The sequence below is a fragment of the Streptomyces sp. NPDC044719 genome (genome assembly GCF_056433405.1).
The window spans coordinates 39877-59409 of record NZ_JBWKHE010000015.1; the positions used below are offsets into that span (position 1 = coordinate 39877).

General features: G+C 71.0%; 16 protein-coding genes and 1 pseudogene. 10 read left to right on the plus strand and 7 right to left on the minus strand.

Annotation, left to right across the window (positions count from 1 at the left end; translation table 11 throughout):
- The first annotated feature begins 101 nt into the window (after positions 1-101).
- The 6 genes from AC07DF_RS39715 (at position 102) to AC07DF_RS39740 (ending at position 7992) form a co-directional block, all read left to right on the plus strand.
- Entirely contained in the window at positions 102-1910 is a 1809-nt protein-coding gene (locus AC07DF_RS39715) for a methylmalonyl-CoA mutase family protein (protein WP_478982178.1), read from the plus strand.
- Positions 1910-4084 carry a methylmalonyl-CoA mutase gene (scpA, locus tag AC07DF_RS39720; protein ID WP_478982180.1) on the plus strand — a complete coding sequence of 725 codons (2175 nt, stop codon included), beginning with the start codon at positions 1910-1912 and terminating at the stop codon, positions 4082-4084. The genes AC07DF_RS39715 and scpA overlap by 1 nt, the downstream gene beginning before the upstream one ends.
- On the plus strand, positions 4081-5073 hold the full coding sequence (gene meaB, locus AC07DF_RS39725) for a methylmalonyl Co-A mutase-associated GTPase MeaB (RefSeq protein WP_478982182.1): 993 nt from the start codon (positions 4081-4083) through the stop codon (positions 5071-5073). The genes scpA and meaB overlap by 4 nt, the downstream gene beginning before the upstream one ends.
- A gap of 107 nt (positions 5074-5180) precedes the next feature.
- Positions 5181-6635: an argininosuccinate synthase gene (argG, locus tag AC07DF_RS39730; RefSeq protein ID WP_478982184.1), complete on the plus strand. Its 1455-nt coding sequence runs from the start codon at positions 5181-5183 to the stop codon at positions 6633-6635.
- Positions 6636-6804: 169 nt separating this feature from the next.
- Positions 6805-7464 carry a GntR family transcriptional regulator gene (locus AC07DF_RS39735; protein ID WP_382496502.1) on the plus strand — a complete coding sequence of 220 codons (660 nt, stop codon included), beginning with the start codon at positions 6805-6807 and terminating at the stop codon, positions 7462-7464.
- Between the two features lie 138 nt (positions 7465-7602).
- Positions 7603-7992 carry a DUF4333 domain-containing protein gene (locus AC07DF_RS39740; RefSeq protein WP_478982187.1) on the plus strand — a complete coding sequence of 130 codons (390 nt, stop codon included), beginning with the start codon at positions 7603-7605 and terminating at the stop codon, positions 7990-7992.
- 75 nt (positions 7993-8067) lie between these two features.
- On the opposite strand, the gene pntB is transcribed toward AC07DF_RS39740, so the two are convergent.
- The 5 genes and pseudogenes from pntB to AC07DF_RS39765 all read right to left on the minus strand — a co-directional run bounded on the left by pntB (position 8068) and on the right by AC07DF_RS39765 (position 12939).
- Positions 8068-9501, minus strand: a complete 1434-nt coding sequence (gene pntB, locus AC07DF_RS39745; protein WP_478982189.1) for a Re/Si-specific NAD(P)(+) transhydrogenase subunit beta — start codon at positions 9499-9501, stop codon at positions 8068-8070.
- Positions 9502-9507: 6 nt separating this feature from the next.
- Positions 9508-11064, minus strand: a complete 1557-nt coding sequence (locus tag AC07DF_RS39750; RefSeq protein WP_478982314.1) for a Re/Si-specific NAD(P)(+) transhydrogenase subunit alpha — start codon at positions 11062-11064, stop codon at positions 9508-9510.
- Positions 11065-11271: 207 nt separating this feature from the next.
- Positions 11272-12276 (minus strand): annotated as a pseudogene (locus AC07DF_RS39755) (MFS transporter); the annotation flags it as partial.
- A 19-nt stretch (positions 12277-12295) separates the two neighbouring features.
- Entirely contained in the window at positions 12296-12517 is a 222-nt protein-coding gene (locus AC07DF_RS39760; RefSeq protein WP_478982191.1) for an SDR family oxidoreductase, read from the minus strand.
- Entirely contained in the window at positions 12514-12939 is a 426-nt protein-coding gene (locus AC07DF_RS39765) for an SDR family oxidoreductase (RefSeq protein WP_478982316.1), read from the minus strand. Before AC07DF_RS39765 ends, AC07DF_RS39760 begins: the two co-directional genes overlap by 4 nt.
- 12 nt (positions 12940-12951) lie before the next feature.
- On the opposite strand from AC07DF_RS39765, the gene AC07DF_RS39770 reads away from it, so the two are divergent.
- Both AC07DF_RS39770 and AC07DF_RS39775 read left to right on the plus strand, forming a co-directional pair.
- Positions 12952-13512, plus strand: a complete 561-nt coding sequence (locus AC07DF_RS39770) for a LysR substrate-binding domain-containing protein (protein ID WP_478982193.1) — start codon at positions 12952-12954, stop codon at positions 13510-13512.
- Between the two features lie 118 nt (positions 13513-13630).
- Positions 13631-15160, plus strand: coding sequence for an MFS transporter (locus AC07DF_RS39775; RefSeq protein ID WP_478982318.1), 1530 nt, complete (start codon positions 13631-13633; stop codon positions 15158-15160).
- Positions 15161-15192: 32 nt separating this feature from the next.
- On the opposite strand, the gene AC07DF_RS39780 is transcribed toward AC07DF_RS39775, so the two are convergent.
- Together AC07DF_RS39780 and AC07DF_RS39785 are read right to left on the minus strand one after the other, a co-directional pair.
- Complete coding sequence (locus AC07DF_RS39780; RefSeq protein WP_478982195.1) at positions 15193-15669, minus strand: VOC family protein; 477 nt, start codon at positions 15667-15669, stop codon at positions 15193-15195.
- Between the two features lie 64 nt (positions 15670-15733).
- Positions 15734-16576 (minus strand): helix-turn-helix domain-containing protein, encoded by an 843-nt coding sequence (locus AC07DF_RS39785; protein WP_478982197.1) that lies wholly within the window; start codon positions 16574-16576, stop codon positions 15734-15736.
- Between the two features lie 324 nt (positions 16577-16900).
- Between AC07DF_RS39785 and AC07DF_RS39790 the strand changes: the two genes are divergently transcribed.
- Both AC07DF_RS39790 and AC07DF_RS39795 read left to right on the plus strand, forming a co-directional pair.
- Positions 16901-17884 carry an Lrp/AsnC family transcriptional regulator gene (locus AC07DF_RS39790; protein WP_478982199.1) on the plus strand — a complete coding sequence of 328 codons (984 nt, stop codon included), beginning with the start codon at positions 16901-16903 and terminating at the stop codon, positions 17882-17884.
- 162 nt (positions 17885-18046) lie between these two features.
- Positions 18047-19489 carry a family 43 glycosylhydrolase gene (locus AC07DF_RS39795; RefSeq protein WP_478982201.1) on the plus strand — a complete coding sequence of 481 codons (1443 nt, stop codon included), beginning with the start codon at positions 18047-18049 and terminating at the stop codon, positions 19487-19489.
- Positions 19490-19533: the final 44 nt, after the last annotated feature.

The following is a 19533-nucleotide window of genomic DNA, read 5'->3' on the forward strand; positions in this document are numbered from 1 at the left end:
CGCCGTCCGGGTCAGGGAGACCGGGGCCACAGTCAGGGAGAGGGCAAGGTCACAGCCGTGGCCACTGCTGCTCTTTCGTTAACGTGGCCTAACATCCGAGCATGACGGTCCTGCCTGACGACGGGCTTGAGCTGGCCGGCGAGTTCCCTGATGTGCCCCATGAGCAGTGGCAGCGCCTTGTGGCGGGTGTGCTGCGCAAGTCGGGCAAGGACGTCGAGGGAGCCGAGGCCGAGGAAGCCCTGTCCACCGCCCTGGAGGACGGGTTGCGCACCCGGCCCCTCTACACCGCCCGCGATGCCGCGCCCGAGCCTGGTTTCCCCGGTTTCGCGCCCTTTGTGCGGGGCGGCCGTGCCGAGGGGAACACGACCGGCGGCTGGGACGTACGGCAGCGGCACGCGGTGGCCGACAACGCCACGGTGCTCGCGGACCTGGAGAACGGCGTCACCTCCCTCTGGCTGACCGTGGGCGAGGACGGCATTGCGGTGCCGTCCCTCGGCAAGGTCCTCGACGGCGTCTATCTCGACCTGGCACCCGTCGTCCTCGACGCGGGGCGCGAGACCGAATCCGCCGCGCGGGAGCTGCTGCGGCTCCACGAGGAGCGGGGCGTCGCCCGGGACGTGGCGCGCGGCAACCTGGGCGCGGACCCGCTCGGCCACGAGGCCCGTACCGGACAGGGGTACGACGTCGCGCCGGTGGCGGAGCTCGCGCGGCGGTGCGCCGGGGAGTACCCGGGGCTGCGGGCGCTGACCGTGGACGCGCTGCCGTACCACGAGGCCGGCGGTTCGGCCGCCCAGGAGCTGGGCTGCTCGCTGGCCACGGCGGTGGCATATCTGCGGGAGCTGACCGAGGCCGGGCTGAGCGTCGAACAGGCCTGCGCGCAGCTGGAGTTCCGGTACGCGGCGACCGCCGACCAGTTCCTGACGATCGCCAAGCTGCGGGCCGCGCGCCGGCTCTGGGCGAGGGTCGCCGAGGCCTGCGGGGCCCCGCGCGCGGGGGCGCAGCTCCAGCACGTCGTGACCTCGCCGGTGATGATGACGCGCCGCGACCCGTGGGTGAACATGCTGCGCACGACCATCGCGACGCTGGCCGCGGGGGCGGGCGGGGCCGACTCGGTCACCGTGCTGCCCTTCGACCACGCGCTCGGCCTGCCGGACGCGTTCGCCCGCCGTATCGCCCGCAACACCTCCACGATCCTCATCGATGAGTCGCACCTGTCCCGGGTGATCGACCCGGCGGGCGGCTCCTGGTACGTGGAGCGGCTCACCGATGAACTCGCCCAGGCGGGCTGGGAGTTCTTCCGGCGGATCGAACGGCTCGGCGGCCAGGCGGCCGCCCTGCGGTCGGGCGACCTCGGCCAGGACCTCGCCGACACCTGGGCGGCCCGCAGCGGGAAGCTCGCCAAGCGGCGCGAGCCCATCACGGGCGTCAGCGAGTTCCCCCATCTCACCGAGAAGCCGGTCGTCCGCGAGCCGGCTCCCGAGCCGAGGTCCGGCGGGCTGCCGCGGGTGCGCCGCGACGAGGCGTACGAGGCCCTGCGCGCCCGCTCCGACGCCCACCTCGCGGCGACCGGGTCCCGGCCCCGGATCTTCCTGGCCGCGATCGGCCCGGCCGCGGCCCACACCGCACGTCTGACCTTCGCCTCGAACCTCTTCCAGGCGGGCGGCATCGAGCCCGTCACGGAGGGCACCTTCGAGGAGAGCGGCGCGAGCGAGGCCGTGCTGTGCTCCAGTGACGCCCTGTACGAGGAACAGGCCGAGGCGGTCGCCGGGCAGCTCAAGGCCGCGGGCGCCGCGCAGGTGTTCCTCGCCGGGCGGCCGGGGAACCACCCCGGTGTCGACCGTTACGTCTTCGCGGGCTGTGACGCCGTCGCCGTGCTGTCCGCCACCCTCGACCGCATGGGAGTGTCCTGATGGGAATCCCCGACTTCTCCGGGATCGAGCTGGGGACCCCGACCGCCGACGGCGGCCCCGACGAGTGGCGTACGGCGGTCAAGAACGCGTCCGGCGGGGACGACCTGCTCTGGGAGACCCCGGAGGGCATCGCGGTCAAGCCGCTGTACACCGGCCGTGACCTGGAGGGCCTGGACTTCCTGGAGACGCGCCCGGGCGCGGCGCCGTATCTGCGCGGCCCGTACCCGACGATGTACGTCAACCAGCCCTGGACGATCCGCCAGTACGCCGGCTTCTCCACGGCCGAGGAGTCCAACGCCTTCTACCGGCGCAACCTCGCGGCCGGGCAGAAGGGCCTGTCGGTCGCCTTCGACCTGCCCACGCACCGGGGTTACGACAGCGACCACCCGCGGGTGACCGGTGACGTCGGCATGGCGGGTGTGGCGATCGACTCGATCTACGACATGCGCCAGCTGTTCGACGGCATCCCGCTGGACAAGATGACCGTGTCGATGACGATGAACGGCGCCGTGCTGCCGGTGCTGGCGCTGTACATCGTGGCGGCGGAGGAGCAGGGCGTACCGCCCGAGAAGCTGGCCGGGACCATCCAGAACGACATCCTCAAGGAGTTCATGGTCCGCAACACCTACATCTATCCGCCGAAGCCGTCGATGCGGATCATCTCCGACATCTTCGCCTTCACCTCGCAGCGGATGCCGCGCTACAACTCGATCTCCATCTCCGGCTACCACATCCAGGAGGCCGGGGCGACGGCCGACCTGGAGCTGGCGTACACGCTCGCGGACGGCGTGGAGTACATCCGCGCGGGCCGTGAAGCCGGTCTGGACGTGGACGCGTTCGCGCCCCGGCTGTCGTTCTTCTGGGCGATCGGCATGAACTTCTTCATGGAGGTCGCCAAGCTGCGCGCGGCGCGCCTGCTGTGGGCGAAGCTGGTGAGGCAGTTCGACCCGCAGAACGCCAAGTCGCTGTCCCTGCGCACCCATTCGCAGACCTCGGGCTGGTCGCTGACCGCGCAGGACGTGTTCAACAACGTCACGCGCACCTGCGTCGAGGCCATGGCGGCGACCCAGGGGCACACACAGTCGCTGCACACCAACGCCCTCGACGAGGCGCTCGCGCTGCCGACCGACTTCTCGGCGCGCATCGCCCGCAACACGCAGCTGCTGCTCCAGCAGGAGTCCGGCACGACTCGCGTGATCGACCCGTGGGGCGGCAGCGCGTACGTGGAGAAGCTGACGTACGACCTCGCGCGTCGCGCCTGGCAGCACATTCAGGAGGTCGAGGCAGCGGGCGGCATGGCCAAGGCCATCGACGCGGGCATCCCCAAGCTGCGCATCGAGGAGGCCGCGGCCCGCACCCAGGCCAGGATCGACTCCGGTCGCCAGCCGGTCATCGGCGTCAACAAGTACCGGGTCGACAGCGACGAGCAGATCGAGGTGCTCAAGGTCGACAACTCCTCGGTGCGGGCCCAGCAGGTCGAGAAGCTGCGGCGGCTGCGCGAGGAGCGGGACGAGAGCGCCTGCCTGGACGCGCTGGACGCGTTGACCCGGGCCGCCGGTGGCGAGGGCAACCTGCTGGAGCTCGCGGTGAACGCCGCCCGCGCCAAGGCCACCGTCGGGGAGATCTCCGACGCCCTGGAGAAGGTGTACGGGCGGCACGCGAGCCAGATCCGTACCATCACCGGCGTGTACCGCAACGAAGCCGGAGAGTCCCCGTCCGTGGACCGTACCCGCACCCTCGTGTCCGACTTCGAGGAGGCCGAGGGCCGCCGTCCGCGCATCCTGGTCGCCAAGATGGGCCAGGACGGCCATGACCGCGGCCAGAAGGTGATCGCCACCGCGTTCGCCGACCTCGGCTTCGACGTGGACGTCGGCCCGCTGTTCCAGACCCCCGCCGAGGTGGCCCGGCAGGCCGTCGAGGCGGATGTGCACATCGTCGGGGTCTCGTCGCTGGCGGCCGGTCACCTCACCCTCGTACCGGCGCTGCGCGAGGCGCTCGCCGAGGAGGGGCGCGAGGACATCATGATCGTGGTCGGCGGGGTGATCCCACCGCAGGACGTGCCCACGCTGCTGGAGATGGGCGCGGCGGCCGTCTTCCCGCCCGGGACGGTGATCCCGGACGCGGCGTACGACCTGGTGAAGGGGCTGGCGGCCGACCTCGGGCACGAGCTGTGATCGATGTCGACGCGTACGCCAAGGGCGTACTCGACGGGAAGCGGGCGATCATCGCCCGCGCCATCACGCTCGTCGAGTCGACCCGGCCCCAGCACCGGGCGCTGGCCCAGGAGTTGCTGACCGAGCTGCTGCCGCACAGCGGGCGGGCCCGGCGGATCGGCGTCAGCGGGGTGCCGGGCGTGGGCAAGTCGACGTTCATCGACGCGTTCGGCACGCTGCTGACCTCGCTCGGGCACCGGGTGGCCGTCCTCGCCGTCGACCCCTCCTCCAGCCGCACCGGCGGCTCGATCCTCGGCGACAAGACCCGGATGGAGCGCCTGGCGGTGGATCCGGCGGCGTTCGTCCGCCCCTCCCCCACGGCGGGCACGCTGGGCGGGGTGGCGAAGGCGACCCGTGAGTCGATCGTGGTGATGGAGGCGGCGGGCTACGACGTGATCCTGGTGGAGACGGTCGGCGTCGGCCAGTCCGAGACCGCGGTCGCGAACATGGTCGACTCGTTCCTGCTCCTCACCCTCGCCCGCACCGGCGATCAGCTCCAGGGCATCAAGAAGGGCGTCCTGGAACTGGCCGATGTGATCGCCGTCAACAAGGCGGACGGCCCGCACGAGCGCGATGCCCGGGCCGCCGCGCGTGAGCTGGCGGGCGCGCTGCGCCTGATGCACGGCAAGGACGCGGCGTGGACCCCGCCCGTGCTGAGCTGCAGTGCCCGCGAGTCGGCCGGTCTGGACACCGTGTGGGAGCGCCTGGAGCAGCACCGCACCCTGCTGGACTCGACCGGCCGCCTCACCGCCAAGCGCCGTGACCAGCAGGTCGACTGGACCTGGACCATGGTCCGCGACGAACTCCTCGGCCGTCTGCGGGCCGACCCGGCGGTACGGGCACTGGCGCCCGCCCTCGAACAGCGGGTCAGGGACGGCGAGTTGACGCCGACCCTGGCCGCCGAGCGGATTCTCGGGGCGCTCGGGGGCTCCGGGCAGGACATTCTCTGAGCTGATTCCTGGCTGATTCCGGCCGGAGCGGGGCGATCCTTGGACCCCCCGGCCGGAATCCATGCACCCCACTTGCATGATTATGCGTGATGATACATACTCTTCCTATGTCCAAGGTCCTCACCTCCCTGCCCGCCGGCGAGCGCGTCGGCATCGCCTTCTCGGGCGGTCTCGACACCTCCGTCGCGGTCGCGTGGATGCGCGACAAGGGCGCCGTCCCGTGCACCTACACCGCCGACATCGGCCAGTACGACGAGCCCGACATCGCCTCGGTGCCCGGCCGTGCGAAGACCTACGGTGCCGAGATCGCGCGTCTGGTCGACTGCCGCGCCGCGCTGGTCGAGGAGGGCCTGGCCGCGCTGACCTGCGGCGCGTTCCACATCCGCTCGGGCGGGCGGGCGTACTTCAACACCACGCCGCTCGGCCGTGCCGTCACCGGCACGCTCCTGGTCCGGGCGATGCTCGAGGACGACGTCCAGATCTGGGGCGACGGCTCGACCTTCAAGGGCAACGACATCGAGCGGTTCTACCGCTACGGCCTGCTCGCCAACCCGCACCTCAGGATCTACAAGCCCTGGCTGGACGCGGCCTTCGTGACCGAGCTCGGCGGCCGCAAGGAGATGTCGGAGTGGCTGCTCGCCCACGGGCTGCCCTACCGGGACTCGACGGAGAAGGCGTACTCCACGGACGCCAACATCTGGGGCGCCACCCACGAGGCCAAGACCCTGGAGCACCTGGACACCGGCGTCGAGACCGTCGAGCCCATCATGGGCGTGAGGTTCTGGGACCCCGAGGTCGAGATCGCCACCGAGGACGTGACGATCGGCTTCGACCAGGGCCGCCCGGTGACGATCAACGGCAAGGAGTTCGCCTCCCCCGTCGACCTGGTCATGGAGGCCAACGCCATCGGCGGCCGGCACGGCCTGGGCATGTCGGACCAGATCGAGAACCGGATCATCGAGGCCAAGAGCCGCGGCATCTACGAGGCGCCCGGCATGGCGCTGCTGTACACGGCCTACGAGCGGCTGGTCAACGCGATCCACAACGAGGACACCCTCGCCCAGTACCACGCCGAGGGACGGCGCCTCGGCCGGCTGATGTACGAGGGCCGCTGGCTGGACCCGCAGGCGCTGATGATCCGCGAGTCGCTGCAGCGCTGGGTGGGCGCGGCCGTCACCGGCGAGGTGACGCTGCGGCTGCGGCGCGGTGAGGACTACTCGATCCTCGACACGACCGGCCCGGCGTTCAGCTACCACCCGGACAAGCTGTCCATGGAGCGCACCGAGGACTCGGCGTTCGGCCCGGTGGACCGGATCGGCCAGCTCACCATGCGCAACCTCGACATCGCCGACTCGCGCGCCAAGCTGGAGCAGTACGCCGGCATCGGCCTCATCGGCACCGGAAGCCCCACGATCGGCGCCTCGCAGGCGGCCGCGACCGGCCTCATCGGCACCATGCCGGAGCTGCCCGAGGGCGGCGCCGAGGCCATCGCCTCCCGCGGCGAGGTCTCCGAAGAGGACGCGTGGCTGGACCGCGCGGCGATGGAGTCCGGCACGGACTGACCGGCCCCTCACAGCACCGCGAAGGCCGGCTCGACACCGTCGAGCCGGCCTTCGCGTTTCCCGGGGCCGTGATCAGCGGTTCGGGCATCGAGCACGGCGTTGACTCCCGCCGGGCATCGCCGTAGGTTCACGTGCCATGCAAGAACCCACAGGTCGAGCGAGGAAGCCGTTGCAGCAGACCAGCATGCAGGCCAGGGTCGCCGAAGAGCTGCGGCAGATGATCATCAGCGGTGAACTGCCGCCTCGCTCGGGCCTGTCCGAGATGGCCCTCTCGGAGACGTTCGGTGTCAGCCGCACCCCCATTCGCGAGGCCCTCAAGCAATTGCAGACCGAGGGCCTGGTGGAGGTGCGGCCGCGGGTCGGCACGTTCGTCGCGGTGCCGTCGCGGCGGGAGATCACCGAGCTGTTCCAGATGAAGGAGCTGCTGGAGGGCGCCGCGGCCCGGCTGCTGGCGTTCCGCGGGAACGTGCCCGAGGTGGAGCGGCTGCGGACCAATATGCGCGAGGCCGACGAGGCCGTCCGCGCGGGCGACGCGGAGCGCTACGCGGAGCTGGTCCACGAGTTCCACGACCTGATCGTCATCGGCGCGGACAACACCAAGCTCGACGCGTACTACCGCTCGCTCATGAACCAGCTGGCCTACGGGCGTCTGGTCCGCACGTCCCTGACCCGGCCGGGCCGCCTCACTCAGTCCGACACCGAACACCATCGCGTGCTCGATCTGATCCTCGCCAAGGACGGCGACGGCGCGGAGCGCGTGATGCGCGAGCACGTCCGCCGCAGCCACCAGGCGCTCATGGCGGAGATGGACGAGCGCCGGGAGGGATAGCCGCGCGGGGCCGGCCGAACGGACGAGGGCCGGCGCGGCGGTCCCGGGAATCCGGCCGAACGGCCGAGGTGCGCACCCGTGTTCCCGGGTGAGAGTGGAGCCACCTCATCTGCTCGAACCACCCCTCAGGAGTACGAGATGCAGCGCGGTTTCCTCGTCGGTGCCGTCGGCGGTGTGACCGTCGTGGCCGCCGTCAGCGGTCTCGCCACCTGGCTGCTGGCCGCGAAGGACGTCCAGCACACCACGATCGACACCGTCCCCCGTGCCTTCTACGTGAAGGTGGACGGCCACCTCGCGGTGGAGAAGACCATCCTCGAGGCGCGTATCGACGGCTGGTACCACCCGCTGCCGTGGGTCGGGGAGAACATCCACGACGTGTCCTGCCCGGACCATCTGAAGGCGGTGGCCGGTGCGACCGAGACGTGCACGGCCCGGGCCGACGGCGGGCGGGTCTCGATTCCCGTGCGCGTGATCAAGGTGGAGGGAGACCCCGCGACACCGCGGGTCACCTGGCGGTTCGAGCGCTGACACACTCCCCGGGACGCGTCGGGGACACCGTCCCCGCCCTCAGCGGCAACGGTGTCCCCGACGACTGAGCACGGCTCAGCGCGATGTGCCGGCCATCTCCGGGACCGGCGCGTCGAGGGCGTCCAGGCCGCGCAGGATGTCCTCCACCCGCTGCTTGGCGTCGCCGAAGAGCATCTGCGTGTTCTCCCGGAAGAACAGCGGGTTCTGCACACCCGCGTACCCGGCGGCCATGGACCGCTTGAAGACGACCACGTTGGCCGCCTCCCACACGTGCAGCACCGGCATGCCGGCGATGGGGCTGGCCGGGTTGTCGGTGGCGGCCGGGTTGACGGTGTCGTTGGCGCCGATGACCAGGACGACCGAGGTGGCGGCGAAGTCGTCGTTGATCTCGTCCATTTCGAGGACGACGTCGTACGGCACGTTCGCCTCGGCGAGCAGCACGTTCATGTGCCCGGGCAGCCGGCCGGCGACGGGGTGGATGCCGAAACGCACCTCGACGCCCCGCTCGCGCAGCTTGCGCGCCAGTTCGGCGACTGGGTACTGGGCCTGGGCGACGGCCATGCCGTACCCCGGCGTGATGATCACCGAGGTGGCGTCGCGGAGCAGTTCGGCGGTCTCCTCGGCGTTGATCTCCCGGTGCTCGCCCTGCTCGCCGTCGTCGGCGGCCGCCGCCGGGGTTCCGAAGCCGCCCGCGATCACCGAGATGAAGGAGCGGTTCATCGCCTTGCACATGATGTACGACAGGTAGGCACCGGAGGAGCCGACCAGCGCGCCGGTGACGATCAGCAGGTTGTTGGCGAGCAGGAAGCCCGAGGCCGCCGCCGCCCAGCCGGAATAGCTGTTGAGCATGGAGACGACCACCGGCATGTCACCGCCGCCGATGGAGGCGACCAGGTGCGCGCCGAGGGCGAGCGCGATCACGGTGACGGCGATCAGCAGGCCGATGTTCGGCCGGGCGACGAACGCGACGGTGAGCGCGACGAAGGCGACCAGGGCGCCCACGTTGAGGACGTGCTTGCCGGGCAGCGTCAGCGGGTTCGACTTGATCCGCGCGGACAGCTTCAGATAGGCGACGACCGAGCCGGTGAAGGTGACGGCGCCGATGAACACCCCGATGAACACCTCGGCGTGATGGATGCCCAGCAGCGAACCGCTGAGCTCGGCGTCGACGTCCAGGTAGCCGTTCCAGCCGACGAACGTGGCGGCGAGGCCGACGAGGCTGTGCATGATGGCGATCAGCTCGGGCATGCCGGTCATCTCGACGACCCGGGCGCGCCACAGTCCGATGCCCGCGCCGACGGCCGTGGCGACGGCGATCAGCACGAGACCGGTGGCGGTGATGCTCCGGGAGGCGAGAGAGACGGTGGCGGCCAGGGCGATGACCATGCCCGCGATGCCCCAGACGACTCCCGAGCGGGAGGTGCGGTGCTGCGAGAGGCCGGCCAGGCTGAGGATGAACAGCAGCGCGGCGACGACGTAGGCGGCCTCTGCGGCCGTGACTGTGGTCATCCGTGATCAGCCCTTCGAGAACATGCCGAGCATGCGGCGGGTGACGGCGAATCCGCCGAAGATGTTGATGCTCGCCAGCAGGATCGCGGCGAACGACAGCACGGTGACGGCGGTGTTCCCCTGCCCGATCTGCAGCAGCGCGCCGACCACGACGATCCCGGAGATGGCGTTGGTGACCGACATCAGCGGGGTGTGCAGGGCGTGGTGCACATGGCCGATGACATAGAAGCCGATGACGATCGCCAGGACGAACACCGTGAAGTGGCCGATGAGTTCACTCGGTGAGAAGGCCGTCACCAGGAAGAGGCCGAGGGCTCCGGCTCCGACGAGGGCGTACGGCGCCCACGCCGGCCGGGCGGGCTTCGCCGGGGACTCCGAGGGCACGGCCACGGGTTCCGGGGCCCCTGCCGGGGCGGGTGCGGCGGACACCTGGACCGGCGGCGGGGGCCAGGTCTTCTCGCCCTCGCGGACCACGGTCATCGACCGCTGCACCACGTCGTCGAAGTCGAGGACGAGCCGGCCGTCCTTACCGGGCGTCAGCAGCTTCATCAGGTTGACGATGTTGGTGCCGTAGAGCTGCGAGGCCTGGGCGGGGAGCCTGCCGGGCAGGTCGGTGTAGCCGATGATCGTCACGTCGTTGTCGGTGACGACGGCCTTCCCGGCGACCGTGCCCTCGACGTTGCCGCCCATGGCCGCGGCCATGTCGACGATGACGCTGCCGGGCTTCATGCGCGCGACGTCCTCGGCGGTGATGAGCCGGGGCGCCGGGCGGCCCGGGATGAGCGCGGTGGTGATGATGATGTCCACGTCGGCGGCCTGCTCGGCGTAGAGCTGCGCGGCGAGCCGGTTGTAGTCGTCGGAGGTGGCCTTGGCGTAGCCGTCGGTGCTCACCTCCTGCTCGGCACTCACCGTCAGGAACTCGCCGCCCAGCGAGCGGACCTGCTCGGCGACCTCGGGCCGGGGGTCGGTGGCGCGGACCACTGCGCCGAGGCTGCGGGCCGCGCCGACCGCCGCGAGTCCGGCCACACCGGCCCCGGCCACCAGCACCTTGGCGGGCGGCACCTTGCCGGCGGCGGTCACCTGGCCGGTGAAGAAGCGTCCGAAGGCATGCGCGGCCTCGACCACGGCCCGGTATCCGGCGATGTTCGCCATCGAGCTGAGCACGTCCAGGGACTGGGCGCGCGAGATACGCGGGACCGCGTCCATGGCGAGCACCGTGATCGGCCGCCGCGTCAGCTCCTCGACCAGTTCGGGGTTGAGCGCGGGGCTGATGAGCGCGATCAGGGTCGCCCCGTCGCGCAGCCGGCCGATCTCCTCGCTCGAGGGGCCGTTGACCTTCAGTACGATCTCCGCCGACCACGGGTCCCCGAGGCGGGCTCCCGCCTCCTCGTAGGCCGTGTCGGAGAAGCGGGACGAGGCTCCCGCTCCCGGTTCGACCACCACGTCGTATCCGAGCGCGACGAGTCTCCCCACGGTGGCCGGCGTCGCCGCCACCCTGGTCTCGCCCGCAGTGGACTCGGCGGGTACGCCGATCCGCTGGGGTTCCGGTTCCGCTGGGACCATCGTCTGCCTCTCATGTCGTTCGAGTGCCGTTCCTCCTTGGTGCCCGCATCCTGCACGTTCGACGCGGCATCCACGGCGGGCCGTGGTCACATGGCCGAGGAGTTGGTCCTCACACCGCCGAGGGGTTGCCCGGCGGCGCGCTCGCGTGTATCGCGCCAGGGTGATCCACTGGGCGAGGACGCCGATGCAGGTGACCGCGAGGGCCCCGGCCGCCTTGCCGAAGCTGTACGCGAAGCTCTGCCCGCTGCCCCGGACCGCCGTGGGGAACAGTTCCGTGAAGAACGGGCCCAGCGTCGCGTAGTTGCCGATCGTGAAGAACCCGAACGGCGCACCCATGAGGACCAGTCCCCACCCGGACGGCGGCAGGAACATGTAGGCGACGGTCACCACCCACGAACAGGCCAGGAAGAGCTGGAACGTCCGGCGCCGCCCGAGGACGTCGGCCAGGTAGGCGCTCGCCAGGAACCCGAAGAAGGAGCCGCCGGTCACCAGGAACAGGTAGAACCCGGCGTCGCCCGGCGACAGCTCCCGGACCGTCTTCATGAAGGTCGGCAGCCAGTTGACGATGGCCCCGCCGACGCCGACCACGCCGAACGCCAGCAGTGACGCCTTGACGGTGGTCCCCCGCACTCCCGGTGCGAAGATCGCCCCGAGACCGGGGCCACGGCCCTCGGCTCTGATGGCGGCGCGGGTCTGTTTGTACAGCTCCGGCTCCTCGATGGTGCGGCGCAGCCACAACACGAGCAGGCCGGGCAGCACCCCGATCATCAGCAGGACACGCCAGTTGTACTCCGCCGGCACATGGGCGAGGACCACCCCGGCGATGAGCGAGGCCAGGCTCCAGCCGAAGCCGAGGCCCTGGAGCACACGGACGACGATGAGCTGCTCGAAGTTCTGTGCGAAACCCGCGATGAAGGTGAACACCGCGAACCAGAGAATGGTGAACTGCATGACCCGTGCGCGGCCCCAGCGGTCGGCCAGGAAGCCGCAGGCCCAGCCGCCGACGGCCGCCGAGAGCAGTGTCGCCGTGGCCGGATAGCCTGCTTGCGCGGTCGTCAGGCCCCAGGCCGTGATGAGCACGGGGAGCACGAAGCTGAAGAGCTGCGCGTCCATCGCGTCGACCGCCCATCCGGCGAAACATCCCCAGAACGTGGTGCGCTCCCGTTTGGTGAGCTCGCGGTACCAGCTGAACATTCGGTCGTCCCTCCCCATGTCTTCGTCGGTGGCCGGCTCAGACGACGAGCGGTGTCAGAGCGCCGTCCATGGTCAGCGAGGCGCCGGTGACGTAGGAGGCGCGGACGCTGGCGAGGTAGAGGGCCGCGTCGGCGACCTCCTCCGGGGTGGCGTAGCGCCCGAGCGGGATGCGCTCCTGGTTGCGGCGCAGCAGTTCCTGAGGCGGCTTGCCGGTCATGCGCGACTCGGCGTCCAGGGACAGCTGCACCCGGCCGGTCATGGTCGCCCGGGGTTGATGACGTTGACGCGGACGCCGGCGTGTCCCCAGGCCGCGGCCAGGCCTGCGGACGCCAGCATCAGGGCGGCGTTCGCCGCGCCGCCGGGCAGATGGATGGGCGAGGCGATCTCGCCGCCGGTGCCGACGATGTTGACGACCGAGCCCGACCCTCTGGCCACCATGCGGGGCAGCAGGTGGTCCAGGACGTTCATGTAGGTGAAGAACTTCGCGTCCATCGCCGTGCGCCACTTGTCCGGCGTCAGCTCGCCCGGGGGCACGCGCCGGGCACCGCCGGCGGAGTTGATCAGCACATCGACCGGGCCGGTCCGCTCCTCGGCGGCGGCCACGACGTCCTCGGCCGCCGCCCCGTCGGACAGGCCGGCCGCAGGGACCAGCTCTTCCTCCGGGTTTCCGACGGGGTACAGCCGACCTCACGCATGCTCGGCTCTCGGTCACGGATCCTTCCCCACCAATGCCGCTTCTCTGGACGGAATCGAGCGCGGCACCCTGGACTGCGCGGTCGGCATGTTTCCCGCACTCCCCGCGATATTCATGTGCGGGTTCTGCGGACGGAACACTATGTGTGCGTGATGCGCCGCGACCATGCGTTGGCCCGCGCCATGACGCTGGATCAGTTCGCTTCCGCCGACCACGTCTTGGTGACGCCCTCCGGTATGGATCTGGGCGTGGTCGACGGCTGGCTCGGGCTTCAGGGCCGTAGCCGGACGATCGTGGCCGTCGTCAACCACTTCGCCGACGCGTTGCGCATCGTCGCGAAAAGCGACCCCTTGACGTGCGTCCCGAACGGAATCCTCGAGGGACACGGCCAGGAACTCGTCGAGCGGCACGAGTTGGCGGTCGGCGCATCGCCCTTCCAGACCGAGAAACTGGCCTACAAACTCGTCTGGCACGAGCGGCTGCAGAGCCACCCCGCCCATCAGTGGTTCCGCTCACTGGTCGCCGGCACGTGCGGAACGCCGGCCGGCGCGGCCCTGTGATGCGACCCGACGTGGCCGGGCGCAGACTGAGGGCGTGAGCAGCACGCGCCCGGGGCGCGGCCAGGCCTCGCCCCCCTCCCGATCGGCGCCGCAGCAGCAGACTGTGGCACTGGCGGCGATGATGTTCGCCGTCGCCATGACCTTCATCGACCAGACCATCGTGTCGATCGCGGCTCCGGACATCGTCCGTGAGCTGAACCTGTCGTCCTCCGGCATGCAGTGGGTGGTGAACGCCTATCTGCTGGCCCTCGCGGCGTTCTTCGCGCTCGGGGGGCGCCTCGCGGACCTCTACGGACCACGCCGGGTCGTCGTGATCGGCACGCTGGTGTTCGTCGTGTCGTCGGTGCTGTGCGGCTGTGTTCCCGAGGGCAGCGCGGCGCAGACCTGGCTGATCGTGTTCCGCGCCACCCAGGGGTTCGGGGCGGCACTGCTCTTCCCGGCGGCTCTGGCCGTGGTGGTGGCGGTGTTCCCGGTGGAGAGACGCGGTCGCGCCCTGGCCCTGTTCTTCGGTGTCTCCGGCGCGCTGACCGCCCTGGGCCCGCTGCTGGGCGGCTGGCTCACGAACTGGACCTGGCGCGCCGTCTTCTGGGTCAACGTCCCCGTGGCGATCGTGGCGCTGGCCCTCACCGCTCTGGCGCACATCTCCGACCGGCGGCGGTCCGGCACCCTGGACGTCCGTGGCGCCGCGCTGATCGCGGTCGGCATGGGCCTGAGCGTTCTCGGCTTCCAGCAGGCCTGGTCCTGGGGCTGGGACAGCTGGGCGACCTGGGTGTGCGTCGCGGGCGGCCTCGCTGTGCTCCTCGGGTTCGTCCGGTTCGAGCGCGACGTGGAGCATCCGCTGATCGACCTGCGGGTCTTCCGCGACAGGGCGTTCACCGTGGACGCGGCGGTGCTGTTCTTCTCGATGCTCGCGTTCGTCCCGCTGTTCTTCTTCACCTCGGTCTACGCCCAGGTGTCGCTGAGCGCCTCGCCGAACCAGGCGGCCCTGTTCCTGCTGTACTTCTTCGTCGGCTTCGCGATCGCCTCGCAGTGGGGTGGCCGGATCCTCGACAAGAAGGGCGCGCGACCGGCCCTGAAGCTGGGCACGGCCGTGGGCTGCGTCGGGTTCGCCCTGTGGGCGAACAAGCTCACCGACCTGTCCATGCACGACCAGTGGCCGTACGCGGCCCTCGCCGGAGCCGGCATCGGCTTCATCCTCGCGCCGGCCTCCACGGACGCGGTCAACCGGTCCATCGGCGCCTCGTACGGTGAGGTCACCGGCATCACCCAGACCGTGCGCAACTACGCGGCGAGCGTGGGCCTGGCCGTCTACGGCACGGTCCTGACGCACGTCACGACCGACAAGGTGGTGCAGACCCTGGAGTCCCGGGGCATGTCCACGGACGACGCGGACACCGTGGCCCACGACGTCACCGAGTCGATCACGGGCAACGGCGACGCCCAGGCGCCCACCGGCTCCTCCCCCGCGGCGGAGGCGACCCGGGACGCGATGGGCGCCATCCGCATGGACTTCGCCGAGGCCAACCAGTGGGTGTTCTACGGCATGGCCATCGCCCTGGGCATCGGGTACCTGTGCGCCCTGCGCCACCCGGGCGGCCGGCCGGACACGACCGCGCCGGTGGCGGAACCGGCCGCGCAGAAGCGGTGACGGCGCCGCACGGCCGTACGGCGGCGGGCTCGTCAGGTGAACAGGTCGGTGGTACGCGCCTGGATCTCGTCCGGCGTCAGCTCCTCGATCGTCTGGGAGATCATCCAGAGGTGGCCGAACGGGTCGGCGAGACGGCCGCCGCGCTGCCCGTAGTGCTGGTCGGCGACGGGGTACACCACCGTCGCGCCGGCCCGCAGCATGGCCTCGGCCACGGCGTCGGCGTCGGACACGTCGAGCGCCATGATCACCGGGGAGCCGCCGAGGGAGGTCGGTGCGGGGTCGCCGTCGTCGGCGTCCTTGACCGCGATCACCGCGCCGCCGAGACGCAGCATGGCGTGCACGATCCGCCCCTCGGGGTCGGTGTACCGCTCGATCTCCTCGGCGCCGAGCGCGGTCCGGTAGAAGTCGATCGCCCGCGGGCCGTCGGAGACCACGAGCCGGGGGTAGATCCGGGTGACGGCGGATGCGTCGGGGGAGGTGCCGGGTGGGGTGGGGTGTGTGTTCGTCATGCCTTCACGATCGCGGGTCCCGGGGGCCGTGGATTGTAGAAAACGGCCGGGCCGGGCGGGCCCGTCACCCGCCGAGCGGAACGTGGTTGCGCTCCAGCGACGAGCGCGGTGCGTACGCGGTCGGGGTGATGCCCGCGAGCGCGCGGAACTCATGGATCAGATGCGCCTGGTCGTGGTAGCCGCAGTCAGCGGCGAGGACCGCCCAGTCCGGCGCCCCGGCCCCGGAGTTCACGCGCCGCAGCAGCCGCTGGAAGCGCCGTACCCGCGCATACCGCTTGGGCGGGAGTCCCAGCTGTTCGGCGCAGCTGCGGGCCAGCCGCCGGGAGGTCCAGCCGAGCCGGTCGGCGACCTCGCCGACGGGCATGCCGCGGTCGAGCAGGACGGCGGCGAGGCGGACCGCCGGGTCGGGCTCCAGGGGACGCTCCGCCCGCTCCAGCAGGGTCGTCTCCAGCTCCCGCAGCCCCGCCTCCGGGCCGCCGGCGGCCATCGCCCGAAGCAACCGCTCGCGCAGCACCGTGCCGTCCGTGCCCCACAGCTCGTCGAGTCCGACCAGTTCGTCGCGGACCGCGGAGACCGGGGCGGGGAGGAACGGATACGCCCCTGCCGGGCGGAACGCCACCCACACGACGGCGCGCTGCTGCGCCGGGTCGATCAGGGCCGGCTCCGTGGACGGCCCCTGCACGGCCGCGCCCCGGGTGCGCCGGTCGGTGCCCTTCAGCGGCGACGAGGACAGGGCGTCCCCGTCGAGGTTCACCAGCAGCTGCGCCCCGCCCGTCGGCAGGGCCAGCTCGGCGGCGTGCGCGAACCGCCCCTCGACGTAGCCCAGCGCGCTGATGAGCGGCTCGAGGGCGGCCGCCGTGGGCCGGACCGTGAGCGAGAGGGCTGTCTCCTCCGCCGTAGGAGCCATGCGTCCAGCCTACGGCCGGGGTACGACACCGGGCCCTTGGGCGGAGCCGGCCCGGGACCGGGTCAGGCGGTGGCCGAGAGACGTGCGGCCAGGTCGCGGCCCGCGGACTTGAAGGCTGGGGGAAGTTTTCAGGCCCTTCACCTCGCCCGGACGGTCAGCACCGTCTGAGCCCCCAGTCCGAGCAGCGCCTTGCGGGCGGGGGAAGCGGCGACCAGCTCGCGGGGCAGGACCATGGCGGGCTTGCCGGGCCGGCCGGTGACGGAGCGGGGTTCGAAATAGTCTCCTTGCAGTCCGTGCGCGATCCCGCCCGAGGAGGAGACCCCGATGGAACCCGGCGCCGCCCTCGATCCGCTGGACCTGAAGCTGCTGCAGGCGCTCCAGCTGGACGGGCGGGCGCCGTTCAGCAGGATCGCCCAGGTGCTCGGCGTCTCGGACCAGACCGTCGCCCGGCGTTACCGGGGACTGCGCACCCGTGCGCACCTGAAGGTGCTCGGCGTGACCGACGAGAACCGCCTCGGCCGCAGCAGCTGGATCGTCCGGCTGCGCTGCACCCCGGACGTGGCCGAGCGGCTCGCGGGCGCGCTCGCCCGCCGCCCGGACACCTCGTACGTCAGCCTGAACTCCGGCGGCACGGAGGTGATGTGCACGATGAAACCGCGCAGCCGGGAGGCCCGCGACGAGCTCCTCTTCGACCGGCTCCAGCGCACCCCGCGCGTCACGTCGGTGAGCGCCCACTGCGTCCTGCACCCCTTCTACGGCGGCGCACTCGGCTGGCTCAACAAGGCCGACGCCCTCTCCCCCGACGAGGAGGCGGCACTACGCCCGCCGCCCGTCGCGACGGCCACGGGCCCGGTCGGCCTGGACGCGGACGACGAGTCGCTCCTCGACGCCCTCCGGCACGACGGACGGGCCACACTCACCGAACTCCAGGCGGCCACCGGCCAGTCGGAGTCCATGGTCAAGCGGCGCCTGGAGCGCCTGCGGTCCACCGGGGTGCTCTACTTCGACGTCCAGCACGACGCCGAGCTCCTCGGCCACGAGGTGGAGGCGATGCTGTGGCTCACCGTGGCACCGGCCTCCCTCGCCGCCGTCGGCCGCGTCCTCGCCGGGCACCCCCAGGTCCCCTTCGCCGCGGCCGTCACGGGCCAGGCCAACATCCTCGCCGCGACCCTGCACCGCAGCGCCGGGGACCTGTACACGTACCTGAGCGAGAAGATCGGGACCCTCGAAGGTGTCCAGTCCGTCGAGACCGCGCTGACCCTGCGCCGCGTCAAGCAGCTCTCCTACGAACCCAGACCGAACCGTTGACGGAGGTAAGGGCCCCGCTTATCTTCTGACCGATTCATGGCCGAATTCACGAACTACGTTCGAAATCACGGACATTGGGTCGACAGAGACGGCTCGAATGCTTCGGGACTCCGCCTGCGGCCGTCTCGTCCCCACCACCTGATCCCCCTCCGGAGAACCCCCTTGAGACACATAGCCGTACGGCTGCTCCTCGCCGTCCTCATCGCCTTCGCGACCTGTCTCGCGGGCGCGCCCGCGCACGCCGCCGTCCCCGACTCCCCCGCCGTCACGTACACCAACCCGATCGCGGAGAAGCGGGCCGACCCGCACATTTTCAGACACACCGACGGCTACTACTACTTCACCGCCACCGTCCCCGAGTACGACCGCATCGTGCTGCGCCGGGCGACCACCATCCAGGGGCTGAGGACGGCCCCCGAGACGACCATCTGGACCAAGCACGCCAGCGGTGTGATGGGGGCCCACATCTGGGCGCCGGAGATCCACTTCATCGACGGCAAGTGGTACGTGTACTTCGCGGCCGGCGCCACCGGCGACGTGTGGGCGATCCGGATGTACGTCCTGGAGGGCTCCGGCGCCAACCCGCTCACCGCCACCTGGACCGAGAAGGGGCAGATCAAGACCCAGTGGGAGAGCTTCTCCCTGGACGCCACCACCTTCGTCGTGAACGGCGTGCGCTACCTGGCCTGGGCACAGCGCGACCCGTCCGTGAACAACAACACCGACATCTATCTGGCGAGGATGGCCAACCCCTGGACGATCACCGGCACTCCGGTGCTGCTGTCGCGGCCCACCTACAGCTGGGAGACCGTCGGCTACAAGGTCAACGAGGGCCCGGCGGTCATCCAGCGCGGCGGCAAGGTGTTCATGACGTACTCCGCCAGCGCCACCGACAGCAACTACTGCCTGGGCATGCTCACCGCCTCCGCGGGCGCGAACCTGCTCAGCCAGGCGTCCTGGAGCAAGAGCCCCACCCCGGTGTTCGCGAGCAGCGCCGCGACCAGCCAGTACGGCCCGGGCCACAACTCGTTCACCGTCTCCGAGGACGGCAAGAGCGATGTCCTCGTCTACCACGACCGCGCCTACAAGGACATCAGCGGCGACCCGCTGAACGACCCCAACCGCCGCACCCGCGTGCAGAAGGTGTACTGGAAGGCCGACGGCACGCCGGACTTCGGCATCCCGGTGGCCGACGGGGTCACTCCGCAGCGCTTGTCGTCGTACAACTTCGCGGACCGCTTCGTCCGGCACTGGGAGTACCGCGCCCGCATCGAGGCCGGCGTCTCCCCGCTCGCGGACTCGCAGTTCCGCGTGGTGAGCGGCCTGACCGGCAGCGGCACCGTCTCGCTGGAGTCGGCCAACTTCCCCGGCTACTACCTGCGGCACAGGAACTTCGAGGTGTGGCTGGAGAAGAACGACGGCACCGCGCGGTTCGCGTCCGACGCCACCTTCCACCGGCGCGCCGGGCTCGCCGACGCGGCGGGGGTGTCGTACGAGTCGTACAACTACCCGGGGCGATACGTCCGCCACTGGGAGTACCTGCTGAACGTGCAGACGGTGAGCACGGCGACCGACCGGGCGGACGCCACCTTCTACGCCCAGTGACGGCAGGTCGAATGCGCGTAATGCCCTGATTGTGTTCCCGGTGG